The following is a 24,908-nucleotide window of genomic DNA, read 5'->3' as shown; positions in this document are numbered from 1 at the left end:
GAGACGGCCGACAGCACTGCGTCCGCTTTCCTGACCGTCCGGTGTGGTTGCCGGTGATGGTTCCGGCATCGCTGCGCGGGCAGGTTGGGGTATGCCTCTTGCCTACCTCCCTCTACCGGCGGATTGGCCCGCAGTGCTGCTTCGCGTGCTCCTGCCACTGCGGTGTCTGGTCTGCGGCGACCCGGGCCACGATGATCTTGACCTGTGCCGCGCCTGCCTTGCCGACCTGCCGTGGGCCGGCCGCGCCTGCCTGCGCTGTGCATTGCCGCTGCCCGACAACGCCCTGATCGTCTGCGGCAGCTGCCGCGAGGAAGCGCCACCGCAGGCCGCTACCCATGCCAGCCTGCTGTACCTGCCACCGGTCGACCAGCTGCTGGTGCGCTACAAGTTCCATCAGGATCTCGCCGCCGGTCGCCTGCTCGCGCAGTTGATGCAGCGCGCGCCGCCGCCCTGGTGGTGTCCGCCACTGGTGCCGGTTCCGCTGCACAATCGCCGGTTGCGCCAGCGCGGCTACAACCAGGCGGGCGAGCTATGCCGGTTGCTGCCGATGCCGGTCTGGCAAGGGCTGTACCGGCGGCGGCATACCGCGCCGCAGTCCGAGCGTACGGCCGAACAGCGCAGGGAAAACCTGTTCGATGCGTTCGATGTACGTGGTCCGGTGCCGCCGCGACTGACCGTGGTGGACGATGTGATGACCACCGGCAGCACGGTGATGGAGGTTGCGGAGACGCTGCGGTGGGTGGGAGCGGACGAGGTGCGGGTATGGGTCTGCGCGCGGGCGCCGTGATCGCCCTCTTCATCACCAGGGGCTAGGATGAGCCCGGTTCCGGATCGAAGGAGTGGCCATGAATTCCCCCTTGTCTCCCTTGTTGTCGGCGGTTGGGCGCAGCTGGTGGATCCTCCTGCTGTATGGGCTGGTTGCGCTGGGCTTTGGCATCGTCGCCATCGGCTGGCCGCTGTCTGCAGCCATGGCATTGGCATGGACGCTGGGTGTGATGGCCATCGTTGAAGGTGTCATCAGCCTGTTCGCACTGGTCAGCGGCGGCAGCGGTGCCTCGCGTGGCTGGCTGGCGCTGTATGCCATCGCCTCGCTGGGTTTCGGCATCCTGGCGGTGATCAATCCGCTGGCCACCGCCAGCGTGCTGGTGCTGTTTCTGGCAGCGTGGCTGCTGGTGGCCGGCATCTATCGCATCGTGTTCGCGATCCGCGTGCGCAAGCAGATCCAGGGCGAGTGGCTGCTGATCCTCAGTGGCGTGCTGGCGGTGGTGCTGGGCGTGCTGTTCGCGGCCAACCCGTATGCGGGCGTTGCGGTGACCACGCTGTGGATCGGCATCGGCAGCCTGCTGTACGGGCTGTTGCAGGTGCTGGTGGCGTTCAAGCTGCGGAAGCTGAAGTGAAGGCTGCGCTTCCCCTGTTGCTGGGCATGGCGTTGACCCTGACCGGATGCATGCCGGGCGCTACGCCCGGTGCGTTGGCAGGCAAGGATCATGCGCCACGCCCCGGCGTGGACGTGCGCCTGAGTGCGGTCGATGCGGCGGGCAAGGGTACGCCGGCGCAGTGGCAGGGCGAGACCCTCGCCCTGCGCGAGCCGCCGATTGCCGGCAGCGCGGATATTGCCGATGTGCGCTATGTGCTGGATGAAGGCAAGCAGCCGGGCCTGCAGATCCGCTATCGGCCGGAGGCGCATCAGCGCATCCACGATGGCACCGCGGCACTGGTGGGCCAGCGTGCGGCGATCAGCGTGGATGGCCGCGTGCTGATGGTGGCGACGGTGCAGGGGCCGTTCGGCGAATCGATGATGCTGAGCGGCTTGTCCAGCGTTGCCGAAGCGCGGGAACTGGCCAGGCACATCACCGGCGAATGACGGGCGCACCATGAACCCGCGCTGCGCGCGGAGGTCGACCAAGGTCGACCGCTACCGGGCGAACCGTGCTTCGATTTCTTCCAGCGACTTGCCCTTGGTTTCCGGCAGCCAGAACGCGGCCACCAGGAAGAACACGAAGGTGCACGCCGCCCAGAACACGAACATGCTGGCATAGCCGTAGTGGCCGACCGTGGGCAGGAAAATCGCGGCAATGGTGGTCGACACGAACTGGTTGATCAGCAGCGCGATGCTCATGCCGTTGGAGCGGATGCGGTTCGGCATCAGCTCCGACAGTGCCAGCCACACACAGACGCCGGGGCCAACCGCGAAGAACGCGACGAACACCAGGATGCAGGCGGCCACCGCCCAGCCATGCGCCGGCGGCGGTACCGGGCCGATGCGGGCCTGTTCGATGCGCAGCGGCGCCTGCGCTGCAGCGGCCGGATCGGCGAACGGGTTCAGGTGCAGTTTGCGGAAGAACGCGCCGATCACGCTGTCGGGCTGCACGGTGCCGGCGCGCTCGATGCGCAGCTCGCGGTCGGTCAGGTTGTCGCTGCGCAGGGCGCGCACGTTGGTGAAGTCACCGTAGGCGTAGGAGACGGTCAGCTGCATCGGCCGGCCTTCGCTGTCGATGCCAGCGCCCAAGCGCTGCCACTGCGTATCGTCCAGTACCAGCTGCAGGCCATCGCCGCTGACCGCCGCCTGCAGCTGCGGCTGCACGTCGGTGCGACCGCGTTCGGCCTGGAAGAAGAGGGTGGCGGCGGCCAGCAGGGCCACGCAGATGCCGCCACTGCCGAGCATCAGCAGGAACTTGCGGCCCTTGCGGTCGACCAGCAGCAGCGCGACCACGGTCATCACCGCATTGAGCAGCTTGATCGCCACATCGGCACCATTGGCCACCGAGCCGGACAGGCCCGCCTGGTTGAGAATGTTCACCGCGTAGGCCAGCACCGAGTTGATGCCGGTGGCCTGGGTGCAGGCCAGCACTACGCAGGCGAGCAGGAACGGCACCACGTAGCGGCGGCTGAGCAGCGGGTCGCGCTTGCCGCTGCCGCTGCTCGATTCCGGTGCCTGGATCTGTGCAAGCGTCGGCTCCACCTCCGAAGCGGGCAGCACGCGCTGCAGGCTGCGGCGCGCATCATCGATGCGGCCGCGACGCACCAGCCAGCGCGGCGATTCGGACAACCAGAAGATGCCGGCGCAGAACAGCAGGCCCGGCGCCAGGCAGGTCCAGAAGATGGTGCGCCAGGCGTGGTCCTTCACCGCAAACAGCTCCTGCGCCTGCTGCGCGACCGGCAGTGAGCGCACGGCTTCGGCGGCGGCATCCACGGCGTGCGCGTGGTAGAGGCCGATCAGGGCAGCCAGCACCAGGCCAACGGTCAGCAGCAGCTGGAACATGGCCGCGCCGCGCCCGCGTCGCTCGGGGCTGAGCACTTCGGCCAGGTACAGCGGAATCACCACGCCGATCAGGCCGCCACTGATGCCCTGCAGCAGCCGGCCGAGCAGCAGGGGCGTGTAGCCCGAGGCCAGTGCCATGATCGGGATTGAGGCGGTGAACAGCAGCCCGGCCAGCAGCATCGCACCGCGGCGGCCGATCAGGTCGGCAATCATGCCGGCGAACAGCGAGGACAACACACTGCCCAGCAGCACCGCAGCCACAACAAAACCGAGCTGCTGGCTGCTGAGTTGCCACGCGTGGCTGGCAGTCGCTTCAAGATAGGGCAGGGCGCCGGCGATGATGCCGATGTCGATGCCATACAGCAGGCCACCGAGGCCGCCGATGAAGAGCAGGTAGCGTACGGGCCAGCGCGGAGCGGTGCTTGCGGTCATCGGCAGTTCCTGTGGTAGCGCCGGGCTATGCCCGGCGACGGTTCGTCGCAGATTGCTTTCTGTAGAGTCGAGCCATGCTCGACTGCTCTTCGTTCCGATATCGAGGTTCCCTGCACCGCGCGTTGCGCGGTGAGTCGAGCATGGCTCGACTCTACAAAAACGCAGATATCAGGCGTTTGCGGCGTTCAAATCAACTACGCGCCCACCAACCACCACCTGCTGCAGGCGCAGTTCGGCGTCCAGCACCACCAGGTCGGCACGGGCGTCGGGCGCGATGCGGCCGCGATCGTCCAGGCCCAGGTAGTCCGCCGGGAAGGTGGAAACACGCTGCGAGGCATCGGCCAGCTCCAGGCCCACTTGCACCAGGTTGCGCAGCGCCTGGTCCATGGTCAGTGCACTACCTGCCAGCGAACCGGTCGCCAGGCGCACGCAGCCGCCGCACTTGTGCACGCGCTGTTCGCCCAGCGCGTACTCGCCATCGGGCATGCCGGTGGCGGCGGTGGCGTCGGTCACCGCGTACAGGCGCGGGATCGCGCGCGCGGCCAGGCGGATCACGCCGGGGTGGATGTGCTGCAGGTCGGGAATGATCTCGGCGTACTGCGCATGTGCCAACGCCGCCGCTGCAATGCCCGGGCGATAGTGATCGACGCCGGTCATGCCGTTGAACAGGTGGGTGAAGCCGGAGGCACCGGCCTGCAGCGCGGCCACGCCTTCCTCGTAGGTACCGGCGCTGTGACCTAGCTGCACGCGGATGCCCATCGCCGAGAGCGCGGGAATCAGCGCGGTGTGTTCACCGATTTCCGGGGCCAGCGTCATCACCCGGATCGGAGCCAGCGCATGCAGCTGCTGCACCAGTGCCAGCGTCGCCTCGATCGTGCGGTTGGGCTGCGCACCCAGACGCTGCGGGCTGATGAACGGTCCTTCCAGATGCACACCGACGATGCTGGCGGCGTCTGCATCGGGTGCCGCCATGGTGGCGGCCACGCCCTGCAGCGCGTGCTTGATCTCGTCCAGCCCGGCGGTCATGGTGGTCGCCAGCAGCGTGGTGGTACCGAAGCGCAGATGGGTGCGGGCGATGGTGCGTGCCACGTCGCCGCCCTGCATCAGGTCCACGCCGGCCGCGCCATGCACATGCAGGTCGATGAAGCCGGGCAGGATCACCGGCAGCTGCAGGTCGTCAGCACCGCTGTGGTCATCCACCTGCAGCTGGCGCACCTGCGAATCGAAGTGGACGTGGCCGCGCCGCCAACCCAGCGGGGTGAGGATGCGGCCATGCAGAGTGCGGGTGTCGGTCATGCGGCGGGCTCGGCGATGATCACTTCGATGCCCAGCCGCTGCAGCCCCTCACGGGTTGCGTCGTCAATGCCGGCGTCGGTGATGATGGCGTGGATCTGATCCAGCAGGGCGATGCGGTGCAGGCTGACGCGGCCGAACTTGGAGGCGTCGGTCAGCACCACGATGCGGCGCGCACGCTCGACCATGCGGTGGTTGAGGCGGGCTTCGGCCTCGTCGTGGGTGGTCAGGCCGAACTGCAGGTCCAGGCCGTCCACACCCAGGAACAGGGTGTCGAAGCTGTACGAATTGAGGCTGGCCTCGGCCTGGCTGCCCTGCAGCGACAGCGACTGCTGGCGCAGCAGCCCACCGGTCAGCAGTACGGTGATGCCTGCGGCATTGGCCAGTTCCCAGGCGATATTCAGGCCGTTGGTCATCACCGTCACGTCGCGATGCGCGCGCAGGTGGCGGGCCAGGGTCATCGTGGTCGAGCCGGAGTCGATGATGATGTTGTCGCCGGGCTGCACCAGGCGCGCAGCGCGCGCACCGATCGATTCCTTCAGCGGCAGGTTCAGCGCGTCTTTCTCGTGGATGTCCTGTTCCTGCGGCGGCGTACGAACGAGCGTGGCGCCGCCATGGGTACGGTTGGCCAGGCCCTGCGACTCGAAGTGGGTCAGGTCGGCACGGATGGTCACCGCCGACACGCCGAAGCGCTCGACCAGATCGGCCACCTGCACCGAGCCATGCTCGATCAGCAGCTGCAGGATCTGTTGCCGGCGGGAGCGGGTGTTGCGCATGGCCATTCTCGGTTTCGCGGGAAAAGGTAGAGATTAGCCGTTCGCAGGAACGCCGGCAGCCGAGCCCGCATTCTGCGTGCGGGGGCCGGCCTGGTTGGCGCTGCAGGCGCGGGCGTATTCGCCCAGGCACAGGCCGATGCGGTGCTGCACCAGGGCGGTGGGGGTGTTGGCCAGGCTGCCCTCGCGCACGGCGCGGTACTGCTCCGGCAGGTGCTGGCTGAGCAGTACCAGCGGCGGCGCGTGCTGTTCCAGGTTGGCGAACAGGGTCTGCACCGCCTGCACCAGCGCCGGCTCGCCCCAGTAGTAGCGGCAGCGGTCGCTGAAGGAGTAACTGCGCAGCAGGCGAAGCGTGGCGTCATCGCCCTGGTAGTAGGACTGCCAGTATTTCGGCTGCGCCAGCATCACCTCGTCCAGCACCTGCGGCAGGCGCGAGCACTGCGCGGCCGGCAGCAGCTCGGCCTCGATCGCGGCCAGCGCGAACAGCGCCTCGCGATAGGCGAAGGTGGCGGCCGGGCCGACCTTCAGGATGGCGAAGTGATCGCGCACCAGTGCATGCAGGCCGCTTTCGCGCTGGTAGTCAGTGGAATGCGCTTCGAACACGATGCGCGGTTGCTGTTCCAGGAAATCAGCCAGCGTGCTGGCGGCGGCCGCGTCGTACTCGTGCACGCTGCTGTGGTCGAAGTCCACGCCCGGCTGCACCACCATCGCGATCACGCGCTGCCACGCGTCGCGAAGCTGCGGCGTGTCGAACGCCTGCTGGTGGATGGCCAGGGTCTGCGCGGCGGCGGCCGGCGTGGTTACCTGCAGGCCTTCGGCCAGCGAGGCTTCGCCACCGGGAATCGGCACTTCGGTACCGATCACGTAGACCGGCGGCGGCAGGCCGTGCTCGGCGGCGGTGCGCTCGGCGATCTCGGCCAGCTCGGCCGAACGCGCGGCGACGATGGCATCGGGCAGCGGCACCGGGTCATCGGCGCAGGACATGCTGCAGTCCAGGTGGATCTTGTGGAAGCCGGCGGCGACGTAGGCTTCGATCAGCACGCGCGCGTGGGTCATCGCTTCGGCGGCCGGGCGCTTCTGCCAGGCATTCGGGCCGAGGTGGTCACCGCCCAGGATCAGCCGTTCGCGCGGGAAGCCTTCCTCATCGGCCAGCGTGCCCACGTAATCGCGGTACTGCGGCGGGGTCATGCCGGTGTAGCCGCCGAACTGGTCGACCTGGTTGGAGGTGGCCTCGATCAGCAGCACGGTGCCGTGTGCCAGCGCCACGTGCATGGCCGCGCGCAGCACCTGCTCGTTGCTGCAGCAGACGCTGTACAGGCCGACGTTGGCACCGGCGCGGTGGGAGGCAAGCAGGGTCTGCAACGGGGACATGGTCAGGCTCCGGACATCAGGAAAACGAGGGTTGGCAGGCGAGCAGGGCAGCACCACGTGCGCCACCGGCATCGCCGAAGCGTGGCGGCACGATCGGTGGCACCTGCACACCCTTGAACAGATGGGCGGCGATGGCGTCGGGCAGTTGCTGGTACAGCGGCGCGTACTGCGAAAGACCGCCGCCGAGCACGATCACGTGCGGGTCCAGCGCCAGCACCAGCGCCGCCAGACTATGGCCGAGCAGGTCGCGATGGATGTCCAGCGCCTTGCGCGCGCGGGCGTCGCCGGCTTCGGCCAATGCAATCACCGCGCTGGCATCTGCGGCGCTGCCACCGAGGTGGCGTTCGATCATCGCCACGCCGCTGCCGGACACATAGCGCTCCACGCAGCCCTGCAGGCCACAGGCGCAGTCGATCAGCGGCAGGCCGTGGCGCTGCAGCAGATGACCGGGCACGCTCCAGTGGCCCCATTCGCCGGCCAGCCCGTTGAAACCGGACAGCAAGCGGCCGTGCAGGCAGAAACCACCGCCCGCGCCTGTGCCGAGGATGGCGCCGAACATGCTGGGGTAGCCGTCAGCGGCACCGCCGTGTGCTTCCGACAGGGCAAAACACTGCAGGTCGTTACCGAAATGCAGCGGCCGCTGCAGGCGCGCCTGCAGGTCGGCCGCCACGCTGTGGCCGGTCAACGCCGGCACGTTCGCGCTGAGCTGGCGGCCGCTGCGGCGGTCGCGCACGCCGGGCAGGGCGATGCCGATCGCCGCATCACTGCGGCCCAGCGCGGCATCGGCCTCGGCGACCAGGGTCACCACCGCCTGCAGGAAACCGTCGTAGTCGCCCTGCGGCGTGGCCACGCGGCGGCGCCAGGTGACCTGCATCGCCGCATCGCACGCCACCAGCTCGATCTTGGTGCCGCCGATGTCGATGCCGTAGCAGGCGTGGGCGATCAGCTCAGCCATGGTGGATGGTGACGCCCTTGACCACGCGGTTGACGGTGCCATCCGGGAACGGATTGTCCGGAGTCAGGCCCAGCGCAGCCGAGCGCTGCAGCGCGAACAGCTGCGCGAAGCCCAGCCACACCGGTGCCAGCCACGGATCATCCAGTGCCGGTACGGTGAGGGTGTACTCGTCGTCCGCACCGATGTCCGAATGCGGGCCGATCGCCAGTACCTGGCCGGCCACGCCATCGCGGCGCAGTTCTTCCAGCAGGTCCTGTTCGTAGCGGCGCGCCAACGGCTCCACGCTGCGCAGCACCACCACCAGGGTGTTGCCGTCCAGCGTCGACTTCGGGCCATGGCGGAAGCCCAGCGGCGTATTGGCCAGCGCCAGCACGCGGCCGGCGGTCAGTTCCAGCACCTTCAGCGCGCACTCGCGTGCCAGCGCTTCCAGCGGGCCGCTGCCGAGGTAGATGATGCGGTTGAACGGGCGCTGTGCCAGCGCCGCCACCGGTGCATCCCACTGTGCCAGGCCTTCGCGGGCCAGCGCGGCGATCTGCTTCAAGCGCGCCACACGCGCATCCCACGGCGAACGATCGAACACGGTCAGTGCGGCCAGCAGCATGCAGGTCAGGCTGCTGGTCATGGCGAAGGCACGGTCGCAGCTGGCCGACGGCATCAGCAGAGTGCAGGTATCGGCACGGCCGGCGCCACGACGGGCCAGTTCGCCATCGGCATTGCAGGTGATGTCGAGGAAGCGCGCGTCATCCACGTCGCTGCGCACGCGGTCCACCGCCGCCACGCTTTCCGGGCTGGAGCCGCTGCGGCCGAACGAGACCAGCAGGGTCGGGCGGTCGCGCTGCAGGTACAGCGCCGAGTGGGTCAGCAGGCTGGTGGTGTGCACCACGCGCACATCGGCCTGCCATTGCGCGTTGATGGCATCGGCCACCATTTCGGCGATGAAGCCGGAGCTGCCGGCGCCGGTGAACAGCACGCGCTGGTTGGGATCGTTGAGGCTGTCGCCGAGGAAGGCCTGCAGGCGGTCGCGGGCACGCGACAGGTCCTGTGCGAGGGCTTCCCACAGCGCAGGCTGCTGCGCGATTTCGGTAGCGGTATCGGCTCCGCCAAGGCGCTGCCAGGCGGACACATCGGAAAGCAGGGTGACGTCCATTCAGAGGTTCCAGTTGGGCCAGCGCACCATCTGCGTTTTCTTTCGAAATGTCAAACATCGAAAGTAAAAAGAAAGAAAATGGGGTGATGACTTTTCCCGCCGTGGAGTGCTCCGAAAAACGAAAGAACGAGCCGAATTCCGTATCGCACAATGCTTAACAGGAGCCTGCAAGCGTTTACACAAAGTATTGCGGCGCAACAACTTTCGTTTCAATGGAATATATCTTCCTTTTTCCTTTCAATTTGTTGACATCTTTCGAATCGCTGCCCTAGAGTCGGCCCAATCGCTTTCGAAACGCCCGGCGAACGGGTTGGGAGTCCGCGTGGAAATCTGCGTTCGTCGCTCGCCGCTGATGCTGGCCCTGTTGCCGGCATTGATGCTGGCGTCCATGCCGGCCCGGGCCGAGCCCGTCGGCAACCTGCGTTCGGTCAGCGCCAGCGCCAGCCGCGACGGCGTGCAGGGCTGGGATCTGCAGACCGACAAGGGCGCGCGCATCCGCATCGAACTGCCGGCCACCGACATCATCCGCGTGCAGGCCGGCCGCAACGGCAAGCTCACCGGTGCAGGTGACAAGGCCGCACCGATCGTACTGCCGCAGCCCAACGCGAACGTGCGGGCGCAGCTGGAAGAGGACGTGCAGGAAATCCGCGTGCGCACCGATGCACTGGTGCTGCATGTACAACGGCAGCCGCTGCGCCTGCGTCTGGAGCGCTTGGACAACGGCCAACCCACCGCCCTTTGGCAGGAGCTGCAGCCGCTGGACCTGGATGCCACGCAGAGCGTGCAGGTGTTGTCCTCGCAGGCCGATGAAGGCTATTACGGTGGCGGCCAGCAGAACGGCCGTTACCAGTTCAAGGGCCGCGAGCTGGAAGTGTCCTACTCCGGCGGCTGGGAAGAGGGCGACCGCCCCAGCCCGGCGCCGATGCTGCTGAGCAGCCGTGGCTGGGGCATGCTGCGCAATACCTGGAGTGATGGCAGCTACGATCTGCGCGAGGCCGACCAGGCCACGCTGCTGCACCGCGAAGACCGCTTCGATGCGTACTACTTCGTCGGCGCCGACCTGCCGAAACTGATCGAGCGCTACACCCAGCTGACCGGCCGCCCCAACATGGTGGCGCGCTGGGCGCTGTCCTACGGCGATGCCGATTGCTACAACGACGGCGACAACAGCAAGAAGCCCGGCACCGTGCCCGAAGGCTGGAGCGACGGCCCGACCGGCACCACCCCGGATGTGATCGACAGCGTGGCCAAGCAGTACCGCGCCCACGACATGCCCGGTGGCTGGATCCTGCCCAATGATGGTTACGGCTGCGGTTACAAGCAGTTGCCGGAAACGGTGAAGGGCTTGGCCAAGTACGGTTTCCGCACCGGTCTGTGGACGGAGAACGGCGTCGACAAGATCGCCTGGGAAGTGGGCAAGGCCGGCAGCCGCGTGCAGAAGCTGGACGTGGCCTGGACCGGCAAGGGCTACCAGTTCGCAATGGACGCCAACCGCCAGGCATTCAATGGCATCCTCGACAATTCCGATTCGCGCCCGTTCCTGTGGACGGTGATGGGCTGGGCCGGCATCCAGCGCTATGCGGTGGCATGGACCGGCGACCAGAGCAGCAGCTGGGACTACATCCGCTGGCACGTACCGACGCTGGTCGGTTCGGGCCTGTCCGGCATGGCCTACGCCAGCGGCGACGTCGATGCGATCTTCGGCGGCAGCGCCGAGACCTTCACCCGCGACCTGCAGTGGAAGGCCTTCACCCCGGTGCTGATGGGCATGAGCGGCTGGTCGTCGAACGCGCGCAAGCACCCGTGGTGGTACGACGAGCCCTACCGCAGCATCAACCGCGACTACCTGAAGTTGAAGATGCGCCTGACCCCGTACATGTACGGGCTGGTGCACGAGGCTGCGCAGACTGGCGCACCGCCGGTGCGTGGCCTGATGTGGGACAACCCGCGCGATCCGCATGCGCAGGATGAAACCTACAAGTACCAGTTCCTGCTCGGCCGCGACCTGCTGGTGGCGCCGGTGTATCGCAGCCAGGCCGCAAGCCGTGGCTGGCGCCGCGACATCCACCTGCCTGCCGGCGGCTGGATCGACTACTGGGATGGCCGCCGCGTGCAGGCCGCCGCCGATGGCCGCCAGCTCGACCGCCAGGTGGACCTGGCCACGCTGCCGGTGTTCGTGCGTGCCGGTGCGATCCTGCCGATGTACCCGTCGATGCTGTTCGATGGCGAGAAGCCTCTCGATGAAGTGACGTTCGACCTGTACCCGCAGGGCGAGTCGCAGTACACGCTGTACGAAGACGACGGCAACACCCGCCGCTACCAGCAGGGCGAATCGAGCACGCAGCAGATCCGCGTGCAGGCGCCGGCGCAGGGCAGCGGCCCGGTGCAGGTGCAGATTGATGCCGTGCAGGGCCAGTACAACGGCCAGCTGGCGCAGCGTCGTTATGGCCTGCGCGTGCTCAGCCGCCAGGCGCCGCGCGCGGTGCAGGCCGGTGGTCGCGCGCTGCCGGCGCTGGCCGATGCCGCTGCGTTCAACAACGCCAGTGAAGGCTGGTACTTCGATGCCAAGGAGCGTCGTGGCACCGTGCATGTGCGCACCGCCGCCCAGGACATCCGCCAGCCGCTGCAGTTGCAGCTGGACTTCGCGGTGGCTGCCGCGGCCGCCGACGATGCCTATCCGGCCGCGCCGGTGCTGGGCCGCGAACTGCCGGCCGACAGCCTGCTGGTGGTCAACCGCCCGGCCGAAGAACCCGGCCATGCGCTGGAGAATGCCTTCGATGATGATCCGGGCACCTGGTTCCGCAGCGTGCGCAACCAGGCCGTGCGCACCGGTGCGCACGAGTGGGTGATCGGCTTCGGCGAGCGCAGGATGATCGACGGCATCGACATCGCGCCGCGCAACGACAAGAACTGGAAGCACGGCCAGGTACGCGACTACGAGGTCTACCTCGGCGACAGCAATGGCGAGTGGGGCGAGCCGATCGCCCGCGGCCGCCTGCAGCTGAAGGAAGGCGTGCAGCGCATCGACTTCCCGGCCCACGCGGGTCGCCTGCTGCGTTTCCGCGTGCTGAGCGTGCAGAACCCCGAAGGCGACGGCGCCAGCAGCACCGACCCGATGGTGACCGCCGCACAGGGCAGCGCCCGCGCCTTCGATGCATTGCAGCCGCGCGATGTCGGCCCGATCGCCTTGTCCACCTTCCACATTCTTGAACACCAGGAACCGGAGCGACCGGCCCGGCAGCGCTATCTCTCCGAGCTGCCGGTGCCGGCCGCGCTGGCCAGCCAGGTGCGCACCGACCAGTCGTTCCGTGGCGACGCCGGCATGCGCATGAACGGCCTGCAGTTCCGTCGTGGCCTGGGCGTCGGCGCCAACAGCCGCATCGACCTGCGTCTGCAGGGAGGCTGGCACCTGCTGCGCGCCGACCTCGGCATCGACGACGCCTGCCGCACTGCCGGTGGCCTGCAGTTCCAGGTCTGGGGTGACAACCGCCTGCTGTACGACAGCGGCCTGGTCAAGGCGCCCGGCGTGGTCAAGCCGGAGCTGGACATCCGTGGCCTTTCCACCCTGAGCCTGCGCACGCTGGGTGCGCAGGGCAGCCAACCCGCCCAGGTCTGTGCCAACTGGGCCAATGCCGTGCTGATCGGCCAGGAGGGCGACTCCGCCAGCATCGTCGCCCCATGACTCCAACGTAACACCGCTCCTCCCCCCGCCCATTCCGACTACGGCCCTCATGGCCGTGGCCCGGGAGCGTTTTGCCCGCCGAACGCCCACGCGCTCACTTTTTGCGCCGCACCCCTGCCAGGAGAGAACCCCGATGTTGCCCGCACGCCACCACCGTCCCCCCTGTCGTTCGATCGCTCCGCTGACGCTGGCCATTGCCGGCGTGCTGTTGTCGGTCACCGTTCCTGCCTTCGCCCAGGAGAGCAAGGACAAGGCCACCGACCTGGCCCGCATCGAGGTCACCGGCTCCAACATCCGCCGCACCGACGTTGAAACCGCCTCGCCGGTGCAGGTGATCAGCAAGCAGGACATCCAGAACATGGGTGCGCGCACGCTGCTGCAGGTGCTGGACAATCTGCCGGCCGCACGCCCGGCGCAGCAGGATGCGCGTTCGCTGTTCACCGGCTCCGATGGTGCCTCGCAGGCCAACCTGCGTGGCCTCGGCGCACAGGGCACGCTGGTGCTGCTGAACGGCCGTCGCCTGTCGTACTACGGTGCGCCGGCAGGATTCCAGACCCAGTTCGTCAACATCGATGCGATCCCGGCTGCAGCCATCGAGCGCATGGAAGTGCTGACCGACGGCGCCTCGGCGGTGTACGGCACCGACGCGGTGGCCGGCGTGATCAACGTGATCACCAAGCGCAACTTCCAGGGTGCCGAGGTCAGCTTCACCAACGACACCTCGTCGCGCATCGACTCCTACGGCGAGCGCCAGGCCAGCATCACCGCCGGCTTCGGTGACCTGACCGAGAACCGCTTCAACATCTACGGCGCGGTGAACATGTACCGCCGCGACGCGATCCCGCTCAGCGACTTCTACGACAAGCGGCCCGACCAGTACTACGTCAACAATCCGAACTACCTCAACAACCTGCGCCTGGGCGTGGGCAGCAAGCCGGGTGAATTCAATCCGGGCACTTACTTCGCCTTCGATCCAGTCACCGGCCGCCGCGTGCAGGAAGCTGCGCCGGGTTGCCGGAACGTGCTGACCAGTGAAGCGGCCGGTCCGCGTTGCGTCTGGGAAACCTGGATGAACAACGAGATCGACGCTGGTGCCAAGTCCGAGCGCAACACCGCCTACCTCAACGGCACCTTCCTGGTCGGTGACAGCACCGAGATCTTCGCCGAGGCGACCTACACCGACATCGACCTGCGCGCCAACGGCGGCACGCCGCGTACCTACGGCACCACCACCGGCAACCCGACCAGCTGGTTCTCGCGCAATACCGGCAACACCGTCAACCAGTTCCTGTACCCGTTCCTGGGCCCGAACAACGAGTACAACCACGCCAGCCCGCAGATGAAGGCGATGATGGGCGGTGTGGTCGGCCTGAATTACCTGCTGCAGGATGCCGGCCCGAACTATTTCGGCCAGCGCAATACCGACAAGAGCTACCGCGTGCTGGCCGGTGCGCGTGGCAACCGGGGCGACTGGAACTGGGAAACCGCGTTCGCCAGTGCCGGCACCCACTCCACCACGTACCAGACGATCAACGTCAACACCAAGGGCTTCGAGAAGGCCTTCGGTCCGTACACGATCGATCCGGGTACCGGCCGCGTGATCATCTCAGACCACCCGGCGTACAAGTTCGGCGAGATCAGCGAAGCCAACGCTGCCTTGATCCGTGAAGCGTTCCCGACCTTCGACATCCAGTCGTGGACCCGCCTGCACACCCTGGACGGCAAGATCGAAGGCCCGTTGTTCCAGCTGCCGGCTGGTGAGATGCGCGCCGCGTTCGGCTTCAATGCCAGCCGTGAGACCTTCTATACCCCGGGCAACGCCGATGCGGCCAATGGCCTGATCACCCAGCAGGGCGGCTCCTGGTTCGACGGCAAGCGCAACACCTACGCGCTGTTCGCCGAGACCGTGGCGCCGATCACCGACAAGCTGGAACTGGACGCGGCGGTACGCGTGGACAAGTACCCGAACTTCAGCGCCAACGTCGCGCCGAAGATCGGCTTCAAGTACCAGGCGTTCGATCAGCTGATGCTGCGCGGTACCTACTCGACCGGTTTCCGTGCACCGAGCCTGGCCGAATCCGGCAACGGCGGCGTGTTCGCGCAGCTCGGCGGCTACCGTGACGAGCTGCGCTGCAACGAGACCAACGCCATCGCCAACCTGCTGCTGAAGTCGCAGCGGCCGGGCGATGTCGATCTGGGCAAGACCATGCTGAACGTCGATTGCAGTCGCACCGTGGCACGCATGACCCAGCCGAACAAGGACCTGAAGCCGGAGAAGGCGAAGATCGCCACCCTCGGCTTCGTCTACGAGCCGGCAACCTGGCTGTCGGTGTCGGCCGACTACTGGTTCATCTACCGCGACAATGAAATCGTCGCGCCGGACTACCGCCGCATGGAAGACATCATCTCCTCGTCGCGTTCGCCGATCACCGACAGCGACCGGGCCAACCTGGCGCAGCTGGCGGCGATGTGTGCCGACCCGGCCAGCGGCGTGAACTGCCCGTCGGCACTGCCAGGCTATTCCGCCGGCAACGTGGCCAGCGTGGTGGGCCAGTACAAGAACCGTGGCAAGACGCTGATCGACGGCTTCGACATCGACGCGCGCAGCCGCTTCTCGCTGGGTGACTGGGGCAACCTGAACATCGGCCTGGCTGCCACCATCGCCAACCGAAACCGCTTCTACATGGACGAAGCGAGCGGCTGGTACTACGGCGACGTGGTGGGCTACTACAACAACCCGCGCCTGCGTGCCACGCTCAACGCCGACTGGACCTACAAGCAGGTCACCACCAGCATGTTCGTCAACTATGTGGGCGGCACCAAGTGGGCCACCGACCAGGTCGACGAAAAGAGCAACAACAAGGAAACCTGCACCGGCGGCTACCTGGCCCTGCAGAAGAGCAAGTGCGACGGTGCACCGTCGTGGTGGACCGCCAACATGAGCGTCACCTGGCGCCCGGATGATGCGTGGAATCTGAGCTTCACGGTCAAGAACCTGTTCAACCGCCTGCCGTTCTACGACCCGAACAGCTTCCTGGGTGACTCCAGTGACTACGCAACGATCTTCGGTCGTGGTTACAGTGTGACCATCGGCTACCGGTTCAAGTAATTCCGTTTGCGTGACCTGGCGTGCCGGCTTCGGTCGGCACGCTGCCAAGAGGAGAGATGTTTGCCATGAAGCGTAGGGAATTCATCGCGGCCAGTGCCGCTGTTGCCGCCAGCAGCCTGCTGCCGCAGACCCCGGCCTGGGCACGCGGGCGCAAGGTGCGCCTGGCCATGATCGGTACCGGCATGCGTGGCCTGGTGCTGCTGAAGGAACTGGTGCGCCGCGACGACGTCGAGGTGGTCGCCGTCTGCGATATCGAGCCGATCATGCTTGGCCGCGCCGTGGAGATGGTCAGCAAGGCCGGCAAGCCGGCACCGAAGACCTACGGCCAGGACCGCGACACCCATGCCTGGAAGCGCCTGCTGGAACAGAAGGGCATTGATGGCGTGATCATTGCCACGCCGTGGGAGTACCACGCGCCGATGGCGATTGCTGCGATGCAGGCCGGCGTGGCAGTGGGTTGTGAAGTAGTGGCCGGCATCACCCTGCAGGATCACTGGGACGTGCTGAAGACCCAGCTGAGCACCGGCACCCCGTACATGCTGCTGGAGAACGTCTGCTACCGCCGTGACGTGATGGCCGCGCTGCAGATGGTGCGCCAGGGTCTGTTCGGCGAGCTGGTGCACCTGCAGGCCGGCTACCAGCACGACCTGCGCGGCGTTAAGTTCAATTCCGGTGACCCGAACCAGCCCTACGACAGCGGCGTGGAGTTCGGTCCCAAGGGCTGGAGCGAAGCCCGCTGGCGCACCGAGCATTCGGTGCAGCGCAACGGCGAGCTGTACCCCAGCCACGGCATCGGCCCGTGCGCGATGTATACCGGCATCAACCGTGGCAACCGCTTCACCCACATCAACGCTTTCGCGACCAAGGCGCGTGGCCTGCACGAATACACCGTGGCCAAGAGTGGCGGCACCACCCACCCCAGCACCAAGGTGAAGTTCAAGCTGGGCGACATCGTGACCACCACGCTGGCCTGCGAGAACGGTGAGACCATCCTGCTGCAGCACGACACTTCGCTGCCGCGCCCGTACTCGATGGGCTTCCGCGTGCAGGGCACCAAGGGCCTGTGGATGGACGTGAACCATTCGATCCACATCGAAGGCCGCAGCCCGCCGCACCAGTGGGAAGAGTTCAAGAAGTACCAGGACGAGTACGAGCACCCGCTGTGGAAGCAGAATGCTGACACCGCTGCCAGCGCTGGTCATGGTGGCATGGACTGGTTCGTCATCCATGCGTTCGTGGAAGCGCTGAAGGCCAAGGCACCGATGCCGATCGACATCTATGACGCCGTGACCTGGAGTGCAATCACGCCGCTCAGCGAGCAGTCGATCGCCAACAGCTTCCAGACGTTGGAGTTCCCGGACTTCACCGCTGGTGCGTGGAAGCAGCGTAAGCCGATTTTTGCGTTTGACGGCAAGTATTGATTCGCTCTTGTAGAGTCGAGCCATGCTCGACTGTTTCGAACACAACGCCGGGCCATGCCCGGCGTTGCTGTTTGCGGCGCCCCCTAACAGGCCCATGCTAGGCTCGGCTTCGTGCCCGGCAGTTGATGTCAATCGACAGAGAGGAGCTTGCCTGATGCGCCTGCTGACCTTCACCTGTCCACTTTGCGGCGCTGCCGGGCAGCGATTCCCGCTGCTTTCCGCATCGAGACGGCAGGCGAAGACGGCATGCAGGGGATGTGGCGTGATGCTGCGCTCGGATCCCCGCTTGGGCCTGCACACGCTCTACCTGCTGCATACGCAGATCATCGTGCTGCTGGCTGCATTGCCCATGATCTGGGCCTGTGCCTTGGGCCGATGGTTCTGGTTGGCTGTGATCTGGGCCGTGGCGCTGGCGTTGTGCTGGTTCCCCGGCGTAATCAGGCACGCACGAAGTCCGATCATGCGCGCCTGCCGCGATCCGGATTACAGCTACGCGCGCAGGCCGGGTGCTTCCACTACGCGCGCTGCTGCAAACGCTGGGCAGGGTAGCGACGTGCCAGGTGCCAGCCCATGATCCGGCCGATCATTGCCCTCCTGACCGCAAGCCTGGCCGCGTGTGCATCGCACCCAGCCGATGCCGTGCAGTGCCCCGAGGCCACGATCACCTACATCGGCAGTGAAACTGTGGATGCCGTGGTCCTTGGCAGGTTCCAGATCAGTACGGAGGGATCGCAGGCACTACGACTGCCACTGGCCAGCGTGGATCGGCAGGCGCATGCACACGCGGTATCGACCGATATCCGCGACGAACACGGTCTTGCCTGGCGTCCCTTCAGTGTTGTTCTGGAAGAGCTCAAGCCGCCGGCTGCGGACCTGATGGTTGCACGAGGTGAAATTGAAACCTTCCTGTACGACGGCAAGGGCGCCTTCCTGCCCGGTGCGGTGCAGAAAGGGCAGGAGCTTTCCATCGTCGTGCGCGATCTTCAAGGTTGCGCACATCGCTCGATGCCGTTCGCTCCTGAGCTGCGTTGACGTGGAAGCGCAAGCGAGAGGCCCGGAGTGACGGGTACGAGCAGGGGAAGATGGCGCGCCCGGAGGGATTCGAACCCCCGACCAATGGCTTCGGAAGCCACTACTCTATCCGGCTGAGCTACGGGCGCGTTGTAGAACCGCCGCGCCACCGACCAGTGCCGGGGCGGGCATCGCAGCGCCATGAAGCGGTGCGGGACCGGCATTCTATCCAGTTTCGCCGAACAAATCTCCCCCCATGGGCAAAGCCCTGCCGGAGGGGCAGGAGTATCCTATCGCCATGGCTGATACCCCCCTCACTTCGCCGCAGTCGCCGGCGACGCCGCGTTGGCGGCATTACTGGAGTCTGATGCGCGCTGATCGCCCGATCGGCACGCTGCTGCTGCTGTGGCCCACCTGGTGGGCGTTGTGGCTGGCCGCGGGCGGCCTGCCGCCGCTGTGGACCCTGTTCGTGTTCACCGCCGGCGTGTGGCTGACCCGCTCGGCCGGTTGCGTCATCAACGACTATGCCGACCGCTGGCTGGATCCGCACGTGGAGCGAACCAAGGCGCGCCCGCTGGCCACCGGCGCAATCAGCGGCCGTGCCGCGCTGGCACTGTTCGCCGTGCTGATGCTGGTGGCGTTCGGCCTGGTGCTGACCCTGAACGGGCTGACCATCGGCCTCAGCTTCATCGGCGTGTTCCTGGCCGCCAGCTACCCGTACCTGAAGCGCTACACCCATCTGCCGCAGGTCTACCTGGGCATGTCGTTCGGCTGGGGCATCCCGATGGCGTTCGCCGCCGTGCAGGGCGAGGTGCCGATGCTGGGCTGGCTGCTGTATGCCGGCAACATCCTATGGTCCACCGCCTACGACACCTGGTACGCCATGGTCGACCGCGAGGACGACCTGAAGATGGGCTCGCACTCCACTGCGATCCTGTTCGGTGACCTCGACCTGGTCATCCAGGGCGTGCTGTACGCGCTGTTCCTGGCGACCATGGCGCTGGTCGGCGTGCGCGGCGGGCTGGGTGGGTACTACCTGGCCGGCGTGGCGGTGGCCACCATTCTGGTGGTGTACGAGTTCTGGATCTGCCGAAACCGCGAGCGCGGCCCGTGCTTCAAGGCGTTCCTGCACAACAACTGGGTGGGCGCCGCGCTGTTCGCCGGCATCGCCGTGGACCTGGCGCTGCGTTGAGCCCAGGGTGAGGTAGAGCCGGCCGCTGGCCGGCTGCACCCGTGTGCGATCCCGAGGTTGCCGGCCAGCGGCCGGCACTACCATTCCGCCACCTACGACCAATAGGTGGCTGACAGCCTGCACCTCACCGCCCAGAATCGATCCATCGAACCTGGGAGGGTAGGCGATGGCCTCGACGGCAGCAGTACAGGACGGCTGGATGGCGCGCGCTGCGCTGCGCTCGGCCGCCTGGGCGGAAAAATGGTTCCCCGATGCGTACGTGTTTGCGGTGCTGGGCGTGGTCATCGTCGCGCTGGCGGCGATGGGCTTCGGCTCGACCCCACAGGCTACCGCCAGCGCCTTCGGTGATGGCTTCTGGAGCCTGATTCCCTTCACCATGCAGATGGCCTTCGTGGTCATCGGTGGCTATGCCGTGGCCACTGCACCGGTGGTCGCACGCTTCATCGATTTCCTCGCCCGGGTACCACGCACCGGTCGTGGCGCGGTGGTGTACGTGGGGCTGGTCAGCATGCTCGCCTCGCTGCTCAGCTGGGGCTTCTCGCTGGTGTTCGGCGGCCTGCTGGTGCGCGCGCTGGCGCGCCGTACCGAACTGCGCGTGGACTACCGCGCGGCCGGTGCTTCGGCCTATCTCGGTCTGGGTGCGGTGTGGGCGATGGGGCTGAGTTCCTCGGCCGCGCAGCTGCAGGCCAACCCGGCCAGCATGCCGCCGGGACTGGTCGAGATCACCGGCGTCCTGCCGTTCACCGAAACCATCTTCCTGTGGCAGTCGATCGCGCTGACCTCGGTGCTGATCCTGGTTTCGCTGCTGATCGCCTGGCTGACCGCACCGGCTGCCGGCAGTGCGCGTACCGCTGAGGATTTCCCCGGCGCCGCGCAGGCCGAGCCGGAACCGCTGCAGCGCCGCACGCGCCCGGGTGAGTGGCTGGAATACAGCCCGCTGCTGACTGTGCTGCTCTCGTTGCTGGCGCTCGGTTGGCTGTTCAACGAGTTCGCCAACAAGCCGGTGGTCACCGCCATCGCCAACCTCAATACCTATAACTTCATGTTCATTTCGCTGGGCCTGCTGCTGCACTGGCGGCCGCGCAGCTTCCTCAACGCGGTGGCCAAGGCGGTGCCCAGCACCACCGGCGTGTTGATCCAGTTCCCGCTGTACGGTGGCATCGCGATGATCCTCACCCATGCTGCCGGCGGCGATGGGCAGACGTTGGCGCACCGCCTGTCGAGCCTGTTCGTACACGTGGCCAGCACCGATACCTTCGCACTGGTGATGGGCGTCTATTCGGCGGTGCTGGGCTTCTTCGTGCCCTCCGGCGGTGGCAAGTGGATCATCGAGGCGCCGTACGTGATGCAGGCCGCCAACGAACTGAAGGCACACCTGGGCTGGGCGGTGCAGGTCTACAACGCGGCCGAAGCGCTGCCGAACCTGATCAACCCGTTCTGGATGCTGCCGCTGCTGGGCGTGCTGGGCCTGAAGGCACGCGACATCGTGGGCTTCACCTTCATCCAGCTGCTGGTGCACATTCCGTTGGTGCTGGGCCTGCTGTGGCTGCTGGGCATGACCCTGGCGTATGTGCCACCGGTGATGCCCTGAAAGCAGGGTTGGCTTCCCTGCGTGCGTTGGGAAGCCAACCTTGTTCAGCGCGTGTTTCCGGCGGCGAACGCCATGAATGCGTGCAGGCTGACGATGGCATGAGCACATGCCGAACCCGCATGAATCCTTCAGCCGCTTGTGCCACAAGGGCTTCTGCGCGTTCATTCACAGGCGTACACACAGATGTAGCCGCCCACCCACGCGTGATTAACCATTCGCTGCAGACGATGGCCACGTCCACCGCATTCCGCGAGTGGCTTTGGAGATCGGACATGGCACAGCAGAACCAGAACCCGAACCAGAAGCAACAGGGCCAGCAGAACCAGCAGGATCAGCAGCAGGGTCGTGGCCGTGACCAGCAGCAGCAACAGCAGCAGGAACAGCAGAAGCGCAACCAGAACCAGCAGCAGGGCGGCCACGACGAAGAAGAATGACCGCGCCGCGCATGCGGAGTGGCCGGTGAAGCCCCGCCTTGCGCGGGGCTTCGCTTATTCCAGCACCCCGATGCGCTGCAGCACCGGCGCCGCCGACATGTCGTTCGGATTGCTGCCGGGCTGATCCTGCGGCACCTCCATGCCCATGCCGCGGTACAGATCCACCCAGTGCTGGGCGATCTCCCCGGTCTGCGGGTTACGGAAGTTCATCGGCTGCAATGCGAATACGTGGTGCGCACGGAAGGCGCGTTCGATGAAGTCCGAGCAGTAGTAGCTGTCCTCGTTCAACACATACGACGTGTTGTACGGCTTGCCCAGCATCGTGCGCGCGGTCGCGACCGCATCCTTGATCGCTGCCTGCTGCGGCGCGCGCAGGCGATAGACCACGATCTGCCGCTGCTTGGCGCGCGCTTCCTGGCGGAATTCGACCAGCGATTGCCGGCGCGATCCTTTCTCGTCTGCATGCAATACCTCCCAGCCCTTCGGCGCGGAAGCGACCAGCGCGACGTGATCGAAGCTGGGCGCGCCCTGTTTGCCGGTGGCATCGTCGATGGCCGCACTGAGACCGCTGCGGCCGGCAGTGACGAACAGCAGGTCGCCTTCGTGGACATCGACGGCCCTCGCCACCGCCGGCCACAGGGCAGGCAGCAGCAGGCCGATCAGGAGCAGGAGGCGATGCATGAGGACTCTCGGACAGGCGGAATGCCGGAATTGTAGGGTGCGCGGTAGCATGGAGCGACCGGACCGGATTCAGGATGAGCCCATGTGTCGATACCGTTCTGCCGCACCGTTGATGCTTGCCTGTAGCGCGGTGCTGGCAGCCTGTGCGCCAGCGCCGCAGGCACTGCAGACCGCGACCGAAGCCTCACCTGCCGCAGCGGCGCCGGCGACCACCCCCGCCGAGCCCACAGCTGTGGCTGCACGCGGTGAATGCCTCTACCCGGAATTCGATACGTTCCTGAAGCATTTCGGCAACGAGATCGCGTTGCAGGAAAAGACCACCGCCGATCCGCTGCTGGACAGCTACATCGATGCAGAGGCCGAGCCGGAACCGCGCAAGGTGGAAAGCCGGCTGGCGCTGGCCGATGTCGAGTGGCCGGTGATGCCTGATCCCGCCGCATTGGCCGGGCAGGGCCGCGAAATGCAGGTCAGCCCCCTGGCCGATGGACAGCGGCAGGTGCAGATCCGTACGCCGGACAGCAGCGACCAGCAGACCTACACCTTCGCGCAGGCGCCGTGCTGGACGCTGGTCAAGCGTGAGGATGAGTCGATCTGATGGCTGATCCGGCACAGGCGCGGCGGGCCAGCGGCTGCTAGGCTCGATCCCTGGTCCAGGCAGGGAGACGCCGATGCAGGCTTTCAGGAAGCGCACCACCACCGCCGCCATTGCCGCCGTATTGGCGATAGCCCCCTTCAGCGGCGCGCAGGCACAGTCGGTGCATGCCGATGACCGCACCTACTTCGCCAGCGCCGCGTCCGAACAGACCGCGCGCGACGCGCTGGGCAAGCGCGTCGAGGCCCTGCAGCAGGCGTCCACCCTCGCACCGGCGGAACGCTTCCAGCAGGCCGAGGCACTGGAGGCGCAGTGCCTGCGGCATCTCGGCTACCTGCATCTGCAGTCCGCCCGCAACGCGCGCGATCTTCGCCCGGCACAGGCGATGGAGCAGGCAGCGGGGCTGTGCAGCCGCATCGCTCGCAGTGGTCGCGCCGCACTGCGCGAGGCGCCCGCAGATGCGGCGTGGGCAGCACCGTATGGCTTCCTGCGCACTCGGGCGCTGAAGGAGGCTGCCACCCCGGCCAACGCCGCGCTGGATGAGGCCGTGGAGGCACTGGCCGATCCGGCGCTGGACAGCTTCGCGCGCCTGCGCGGGCAGATCCTGCGCAGCGCCGAGTATCCGCAGATCGAGCACGGCGGTCGTCACTGGGACACCGGACGCGACAAGCAGCTGCTGGCCCAGCAGCCCGACCGCGCCCTGCGCGAGGCCGGCTGGAAGGGCTACTGGCAGGGGCTGCACTCGCGCCGTGAGCCGATGGCCTCGGTGCTGCTGGGGCTGGTGCAGGTGAATGACGCCGCCGCACGCCTGCAGGGTGACGGCTCGGCGCCGGCATATGGCTACCAGCGCATGGGCCTGGATACTGCCGCAGTGGATGCAACGCTGGTGGCGATCGAACAGCACGCCGGGGACCGCCGTGCCTACCAGGACATGCTGCTGCGCCACGCTGCGCGATCCGGCATCGACGCGCCGCAGATCTGGGATACCACCGTGCCCGATGCCGGCTATACGCCACCAGTGCTGACATTGACGCAGCTGCGTGACAATGCCGCCGATGCCATGCAGCACCTGGGGCCGGCGTACGTCGCCGAACTGCGCGCGCTGCTCGATCCGGCCAACCAGCGCATGGATCTGGCCACCGAACGTGGTGACCGCAGCCAGGACGCGTTCCCGGTGAGCGCTCCCGGTGTGCCGGCAATGCTGTTCGTTGGCCTGCGCCGTGGTGATCTGGAAAGCGACGTCGAGATCGCCCATGAAGCCGGTCATGCCGTGCACGGCGAGTGGATGCAGCGCGGTCATGCGTCGCCGCTGCAGCGCAATGGCAGCCAGTGGCTGACCGAGGCGTTCGCGATCTACAACGAGCTGCGCTTCCGCGACCAGCTGTACCAGCAGGCAGAGGATCCGCGCGCCAAAGCCTATTACCTGAAATCGCTGCTGGACGACATGGTGCTGCAGCTGTTCACCTCTTCCGAGGAAGCGCAGCTGGAGCAGTCGATCTATCGGGGCGTGGCCGCCGGCACGCTGGGCACCGCCGATGACCTGGACGCGCTGACCGGGCAGGTGCTGGCGCGCTTCGGCCAGCAACCGGAGCGCTACCCGCAGCTGCGCAACACCTGGATCGGCAAGCGTCTGATGTATGAAGACCCGAATTATCTGGTGAACTACCTGTATGCGGGGCTGCTGGCCGTGCAGCTGTACGTGCAGGACCAGCGCGACCCCGAAGGGTTCCGTGAGCGCTATCTTGCCGTGCTTGGCGAGGGCTTCGACCGCGCGCCGAGCGAGCAGGTGGCGCAACTGCTGGGGCACGCGCCTGACTGGGCGGCCCTGGTGGATGCCGATCTGCAGGTGTTCAACCAGACGGCGGCGCAGCTGCAGGCGCTGCATGCGCAGATCGAGGCAGGGCAGGGTACGTGAACCCGGCGCGCCCCTTGCAGCAGGCGGCCGCCACCGTGTGGCTGCTG

20 protein-coding genes and 1 tRNA gene are annotated in these 24,908 nt (G+C 66.9%); 13 read left to right on the top strand and 8 right to left on the bottom strand.

The genetic code is table 11. The features are described from left to right. Positions 1-91 precede the first annotated feature (91 nt). The 3 genes from ACZK2R_RS22420 to ACZK2R_RS22410 are packed head-to-tail and all read left to right on the top strand — an operon-like array spanning position 92 to position 1,864. Positions 92-787 (top strand): ComF family protein, encoded by a 696-nt coding sequence (locus ACZK2R_RS22420; protein ID WP_125895467.1) that lies wholly within the window; start codon positions 92-94, stop codon positions 785-787. Between the two features lie 58 nt (positions 788-845). Next, a complete protein-coding gene (locus tag ACZK2R_RS22415) occupies positions 846-1,397 on the top strand; it encodes an HdeD family acid-resistance protein (protein ID WP_049461697.1) in 552 nt (183 codons plus the stop codon). Between the two features lie 50 nt (positions 1,398-1,447). Beyond that, a complete protein-coding gene (locus tag ACZK2R_RS22410; protein ID WP_219630880.1) occupies positions 1,448-1,864 on the top strand; it encodes a SecDF P1 head subdomain-containing protein in 417 nt (138 codons plus the stop codon). A 51-nt stretch (positions 1,865-1,915) separates the two neighbouring features. On the opposite strand, the gene ACZK2R_RS22405 is transcribed toward ACZK2R_RS22410, so the two are convergent. The 6 genes from ACZK2R_RS22405 to ACZK2R_RS22380 form a co-directional block, all read right to left on the bottom strand. Further along, positions 1,916-3,694, bottom strand: coding sequence for an MFS transporter (locus tag ACZK2R_RS22405; RefSeq protein WP_180837672.1), 1,779 nt, complete (start codon positions 3,692-3,694; stop codon positions 1,916-1,918). A 168-nt stretch (positions 3,695-3,862) separates the two neighbouring features. Then, entirely contained in the window at positions 3,863-4,990 is a 1,128-nt protein-coding gene (nagA, locus tag ACZK2R_RS22400) for an N-acetylglucosamine-6-phosphate deacetylase (protein ID WP_180837673.1), read from the bottom strand. Then, positions 4,987-5,763, bottom strand: coding sequence for a DeoR family transcriptional regulator (locus tag ACZK2R_RS22395; protein ID WP_012512390.1), 777 nt, complete (start codon positions 5,761-5,763; stop codon positions 4,987-4,989). The genes nagA and ACZK2R_RS22395 overlap by 4 nt, the downstream gene beginning before the upstream one ends. Positions 5,764-5,796: 33 nt before the next feature. Next, positions 5,797-7,131, bottom strand: coding sequence for a D-tagatose-bisphosphate aldolase, class II, non-catalytic subunit (locus ACZK2R_RS22390; protein ID WP_180837674.1), 1,335 nt, complete (start codon positions 7,129-7,131; stop codon positions 5,797-5,799). 16 nt (positions 7,132-7,147) lie between these two features. Next, on the bottom strand, positions 7,148-8,086 hold the full coding sequence (locus tag ACZK2R_RS22385; protein WP_065723643.1) for an ROK family protein: 939 nt from the start codon (positions 8,084-8,086) through the stop codon (positions 7,148-7,150). Further along, positions 8,079-9,233: an SIS domain-containing protein gene (locus ACZK2R_RS22380; RefSeq protein ID WP_180837675.1), complete on the bottom strand. Its 1,155-nt coding sequence runs from the start codon at positions 9,231-9,233 to the stop codon at positions 8,079-8,081. Before ACZK2R_RS22380 ends, ACZK2R_RS22385 begins: the two co-directional genes overlap by 8 nt. A 322-nt stretch (positions 9,234-9,555) precedes the next feature. Between ACZK2R_RS22380 and ACZK2R_RS22375 the strand changes: the two genes are divergently transcribed. The 5 genes from ACZK2R_RS22375 (at position 9,556) to ACZK2R_RS22355 (ending at position 18,477) form a co-directional block, all read left to right on the top strand. Continuing rightward, positions 9,556-12,915, top strand: a complete 3,360-nt coding sequence (locus ACZK2R_RS22375) for a TIM-barrel domain-containing protein (protein WP_180837676.1) — start codon at positions 9,556-9,558, stop codon at positions 12,913-12,915. 133 nt (positions 12,916-13,048) lie between these two features. Next, a complete protein-coding gene (locus ACZK2R_RS22370) occupies positions 13,049-16,024 on the top strand; it encodes a TonB-dependent receptor domain-containing protein (RefSeq protein WP_180837677.1) in 2,976 nt (991 codons plus the stop codon). Between the two features lie 65 nt (positions 16,025-16,089). Next, positions 16,090-17,445, top strand: a complete 1,356-nt coding sequence (locus ACZK2R_RS22365) for a Gfo/Idh/MocA family protein (protein ID WP_180837678.1) — start codon at positions 16,090-16,092, stop codon at positions 17,443-17,445. 154 nt (positions 17,446-17,599) lie between these two features. Continuing rightward, a complete protein-coding gene (locus tag ACZK2R_RS22360; RefSeq protein WP_180837679.1) occupies positions 17,600-18,019 on the top strand; it encodes a hypothetical protein in 420 nt (139 codons plus the stop codon). Next, positions 18,016-18,477, top strand: coding sequence for an adhesin (locus ACZK2R_RS22355; RefSeq protein WP_125895559.1), 462 nt, complete (start codon positions 18,016-18,018; stop codon positions 18,475-18,477). The genes ACZK2R_RS22360 and ACZK2R_RS22355 overlap by 4 nt, the downstream gene beginning before the upstream one ends. A gap of 51 nt (positions 18,478-18,528) precedes the next feature. Here ACZK2R_RS22355 and ACZK2R_RS22350 read toward each other — a convergent pair. After that, positions 18,529-18,605, bottom strand: a tRNA-Arg gene (locus ACZK2R_RS22350). 149 nt (positions 18,606-18,754) lie between these two features. Between ACZK2R_RS22350 and ubiA the strand changes: the two genes are divergently transcribed. The 3 genes from ubiA to ACZK2R_RS22335 all read left to right on the top strand — a co-directional run bounded on the left by ubiA (position 18,755) and on the right by ACZK2R_RS22335 (position 21,673). Next, entirely contained in the window at positions 18,755-19,648 is an 894-nt protein-coding gene (gene ubiA / locus ACZK2R_RS22345) for a 4-hydroxybenzoate octaprenyltransferase (protein ID WP_180837680.1), read from the top strand. 166 nt (positions 19,649-19,814) lie between these two features. Then, positions 19,815-21,239, top strand: coding sequence for a short-chain fatty acid transporter (locus tag ACZK2R_RS22340; RefSeq protein ID WP_180837681.1), 1,425 nt, complete (start codon positions 19,815-19,817; stop codon positions 21,237-21,239). Positions 21,240-21,511: 272 nt separating this feature from the next. Continuing rightward, entirely contained in the window at positions 21,512-21,673 is a 162-nt protein-coding gene (locus tag ACZK2R_RS22335) for a hypothetical protein (protein WP_010482135.1), read from the top strand. Between the two features lie 54 nt (positions 21,674-21,727). Here ACZK2R_RS22335 and ACZK2R_RS22330 read toward each other — a convergent pair whose 3' ends face one another. Then, positions 21,728-22,354, bottom strand: coding sequence for a YiiX/YebB-like N1pC/P60 family cysteine hydrolase (locus ACZK2R_RS22330; protein WP_180837682.1), 627 nt, complete (start codon positions 22,352-22,354; stop codon positions 21,728-21,730). A gap of 82 nt (positions 22,355-22,436) precedes the next feature. On the opposite strand from ACZK2R_RS22330, the gene ACZK2R_RS22325 reads away from it, so the two are divergent. Together ACZK2R_RS22325 and ACZK2R_RS22320 are read left to right on the top strand one after the other, a co-directional pair. Then, the gene (locus ACZK2R_RS22325; RefSeq protein WP_180837683.1) at positions 22,437-22,949 is read left to right on the top strand and encodes a hypothetical protein; all 513 of its coding nucleotides are present in this window, start codon (positions 22,437-22,439) and stop codon (positions 22,947-22,949) included. Between the two features lie 73 nt (positions 22,950-23,022). Beyond that, positions 23,023-24,861 (top strand): M3 family metallopeptidase, encoded by a 1,839-nt coding sequence (locus ACZK2R_RS22320; RefSeq protein ID WP_180837684.1) that lies wholly within the window; start codon positions 23,023-23,025, stop codon positions 24,859-24,861. Positions 24,862-24,908 lie beyond the last annotated feature (47 nt).

It is taken from the genome of Stenotrophomonas sp. 96582_Sma (genome assembly GCF_056480905.1).
This window is presented reverse-complemented; position numbering and strand designations above follow the sequence as displayed.

Coding starts and splice junctions, on each gene's coding strand:
- ACZK2R_RS22420 (WP_125895467.1), top strand. CDS start 92: ATGCCTCTTGCCTACCTCCCTCTACCGGCGGATTGGCCCGCAGTGCTG.
- ACZK2R_RS22415 (WP_049461697.1), top strand. CDS start 846: ATGAATTCCCCCTTGTCTCCCTTGTTGTCGGCGGTTGGGCGCAGCTGG.
- ACZK2R_RS22410 (WP_219630880.1), top strand. CDS start 1,448: ATGCCGGGCGCTACGCCCGGTGCGTTGGCAGGCAAGGATCATGCGCCA.
- ACZK2R_RS22405 (WP_180837672.1), bottom strand. CDS start 3,694: ATGACCGCAAGCACCGCTCCGCGCTGGCCCGTACGCTACCTGCTCTTC.
- nagA (WP_180837673.1), bottom strand. CDS start 4,990: ATGACCGACACCCGCACTCTGCATGGCCGCATCCTCACCCCGCTGGGT.
- ACZK2R_RS22395 (WP_012512390.1), bottom strand. CDS start 5,763: ATGCGCAACACCCGCTCCCGCCGGCAACAGATCCTGCAGCTGCTGATC.
- ACZK2R_RS22390 (WP_180837674.1), bottom strand. CDS start 7,131: ATGTCCCCGTTGCAGACCCTGCTTGCCTCCCACCGCGCCGGTGCCAAC.
- ACZK2R_RS22385 (WP_065723643.1), bottom strand. CDS start 8,086: ATGGCTGAGCTGATCGCCCACGCCTGCTACGGCATCGACATCGGCGGC.
- ACZK2R_RS22380 (WP_180837675.1), bottom strand. CDS start 9,233: ATGGACGTCACCCTGCTTTCCGATGTGTCCGCCTGGCAGCGCCTTGGC.
- ACZK2R_RS22370 (WP_180837677.1), top strand. CDS start 13,049: ATGTTGCCCGCACGCCACCACCGTCCCCCCTGTCGTTCGATCGCTCCG.
- ACZK2R_RS22365 (WP_180837678.1), top strand. CDS start 16,090: ATGAAGCGTAGGGAATTCATCGCGGCCAGTGCCGCTGTTGCCGCCAGC.
- ACZK2R_RS22360 (WP_180837679.1), top strand. CDS start 17,600: ATGCGCCTGCTGACCTTCACCTGTCCACTTTGCGGCGCTGCCGGGCAG.
- ACZK2R_RS22355 (WP_125895559.1), top strand. CDS start 18,016: ATGATCCGGCCGATCATTGCCCTCCTGACCGCAAGCCTGGCCGCGTGT.
- ubiA (WP_180837680.1), top strand. CDS start 18,755: ATGGCTGATACCCCCCTCACTTCGCCGCAGTCGCCGGCGACGCCGCGT.
- ACZK2R_RS22340 (WP_180837681.1), top strand. CDS start 19,815: ATGGCCTCGACGGCAGCAGTACAGGACGGCTGGATGGCGCGCGCTGCG.
- ACZK2R_RS22335 (WP_010482135.1), top strand. CDS start 21,512: ATGGCACAGCAGAACCAGAACCCGAACCAGAAGCAACAGGGCCAGCAG.
- ACZK2R_RS22330 (WP_180837682.1), bottom strand. CDS start 22,354: ATGCATCGCCTCCTGCTCCTGATCGGCCTGCTGCTGCCTGCCCTGTGG.
- ACZK2R_RS22325 (WP_180837683.1), top strand. CDS start 22,437: ATGTGTCGATACCGTTCTGCCGCACCGTTGATGCTTGCCTGTAGCGCG.
- ACZK2R_RS22320 (WP_180837684.1), top strand. CDS start 23,023: ATGCAGGCTTTCAGGAAGCGCACCACCACCGCCGCCATTGCCGCCGTA.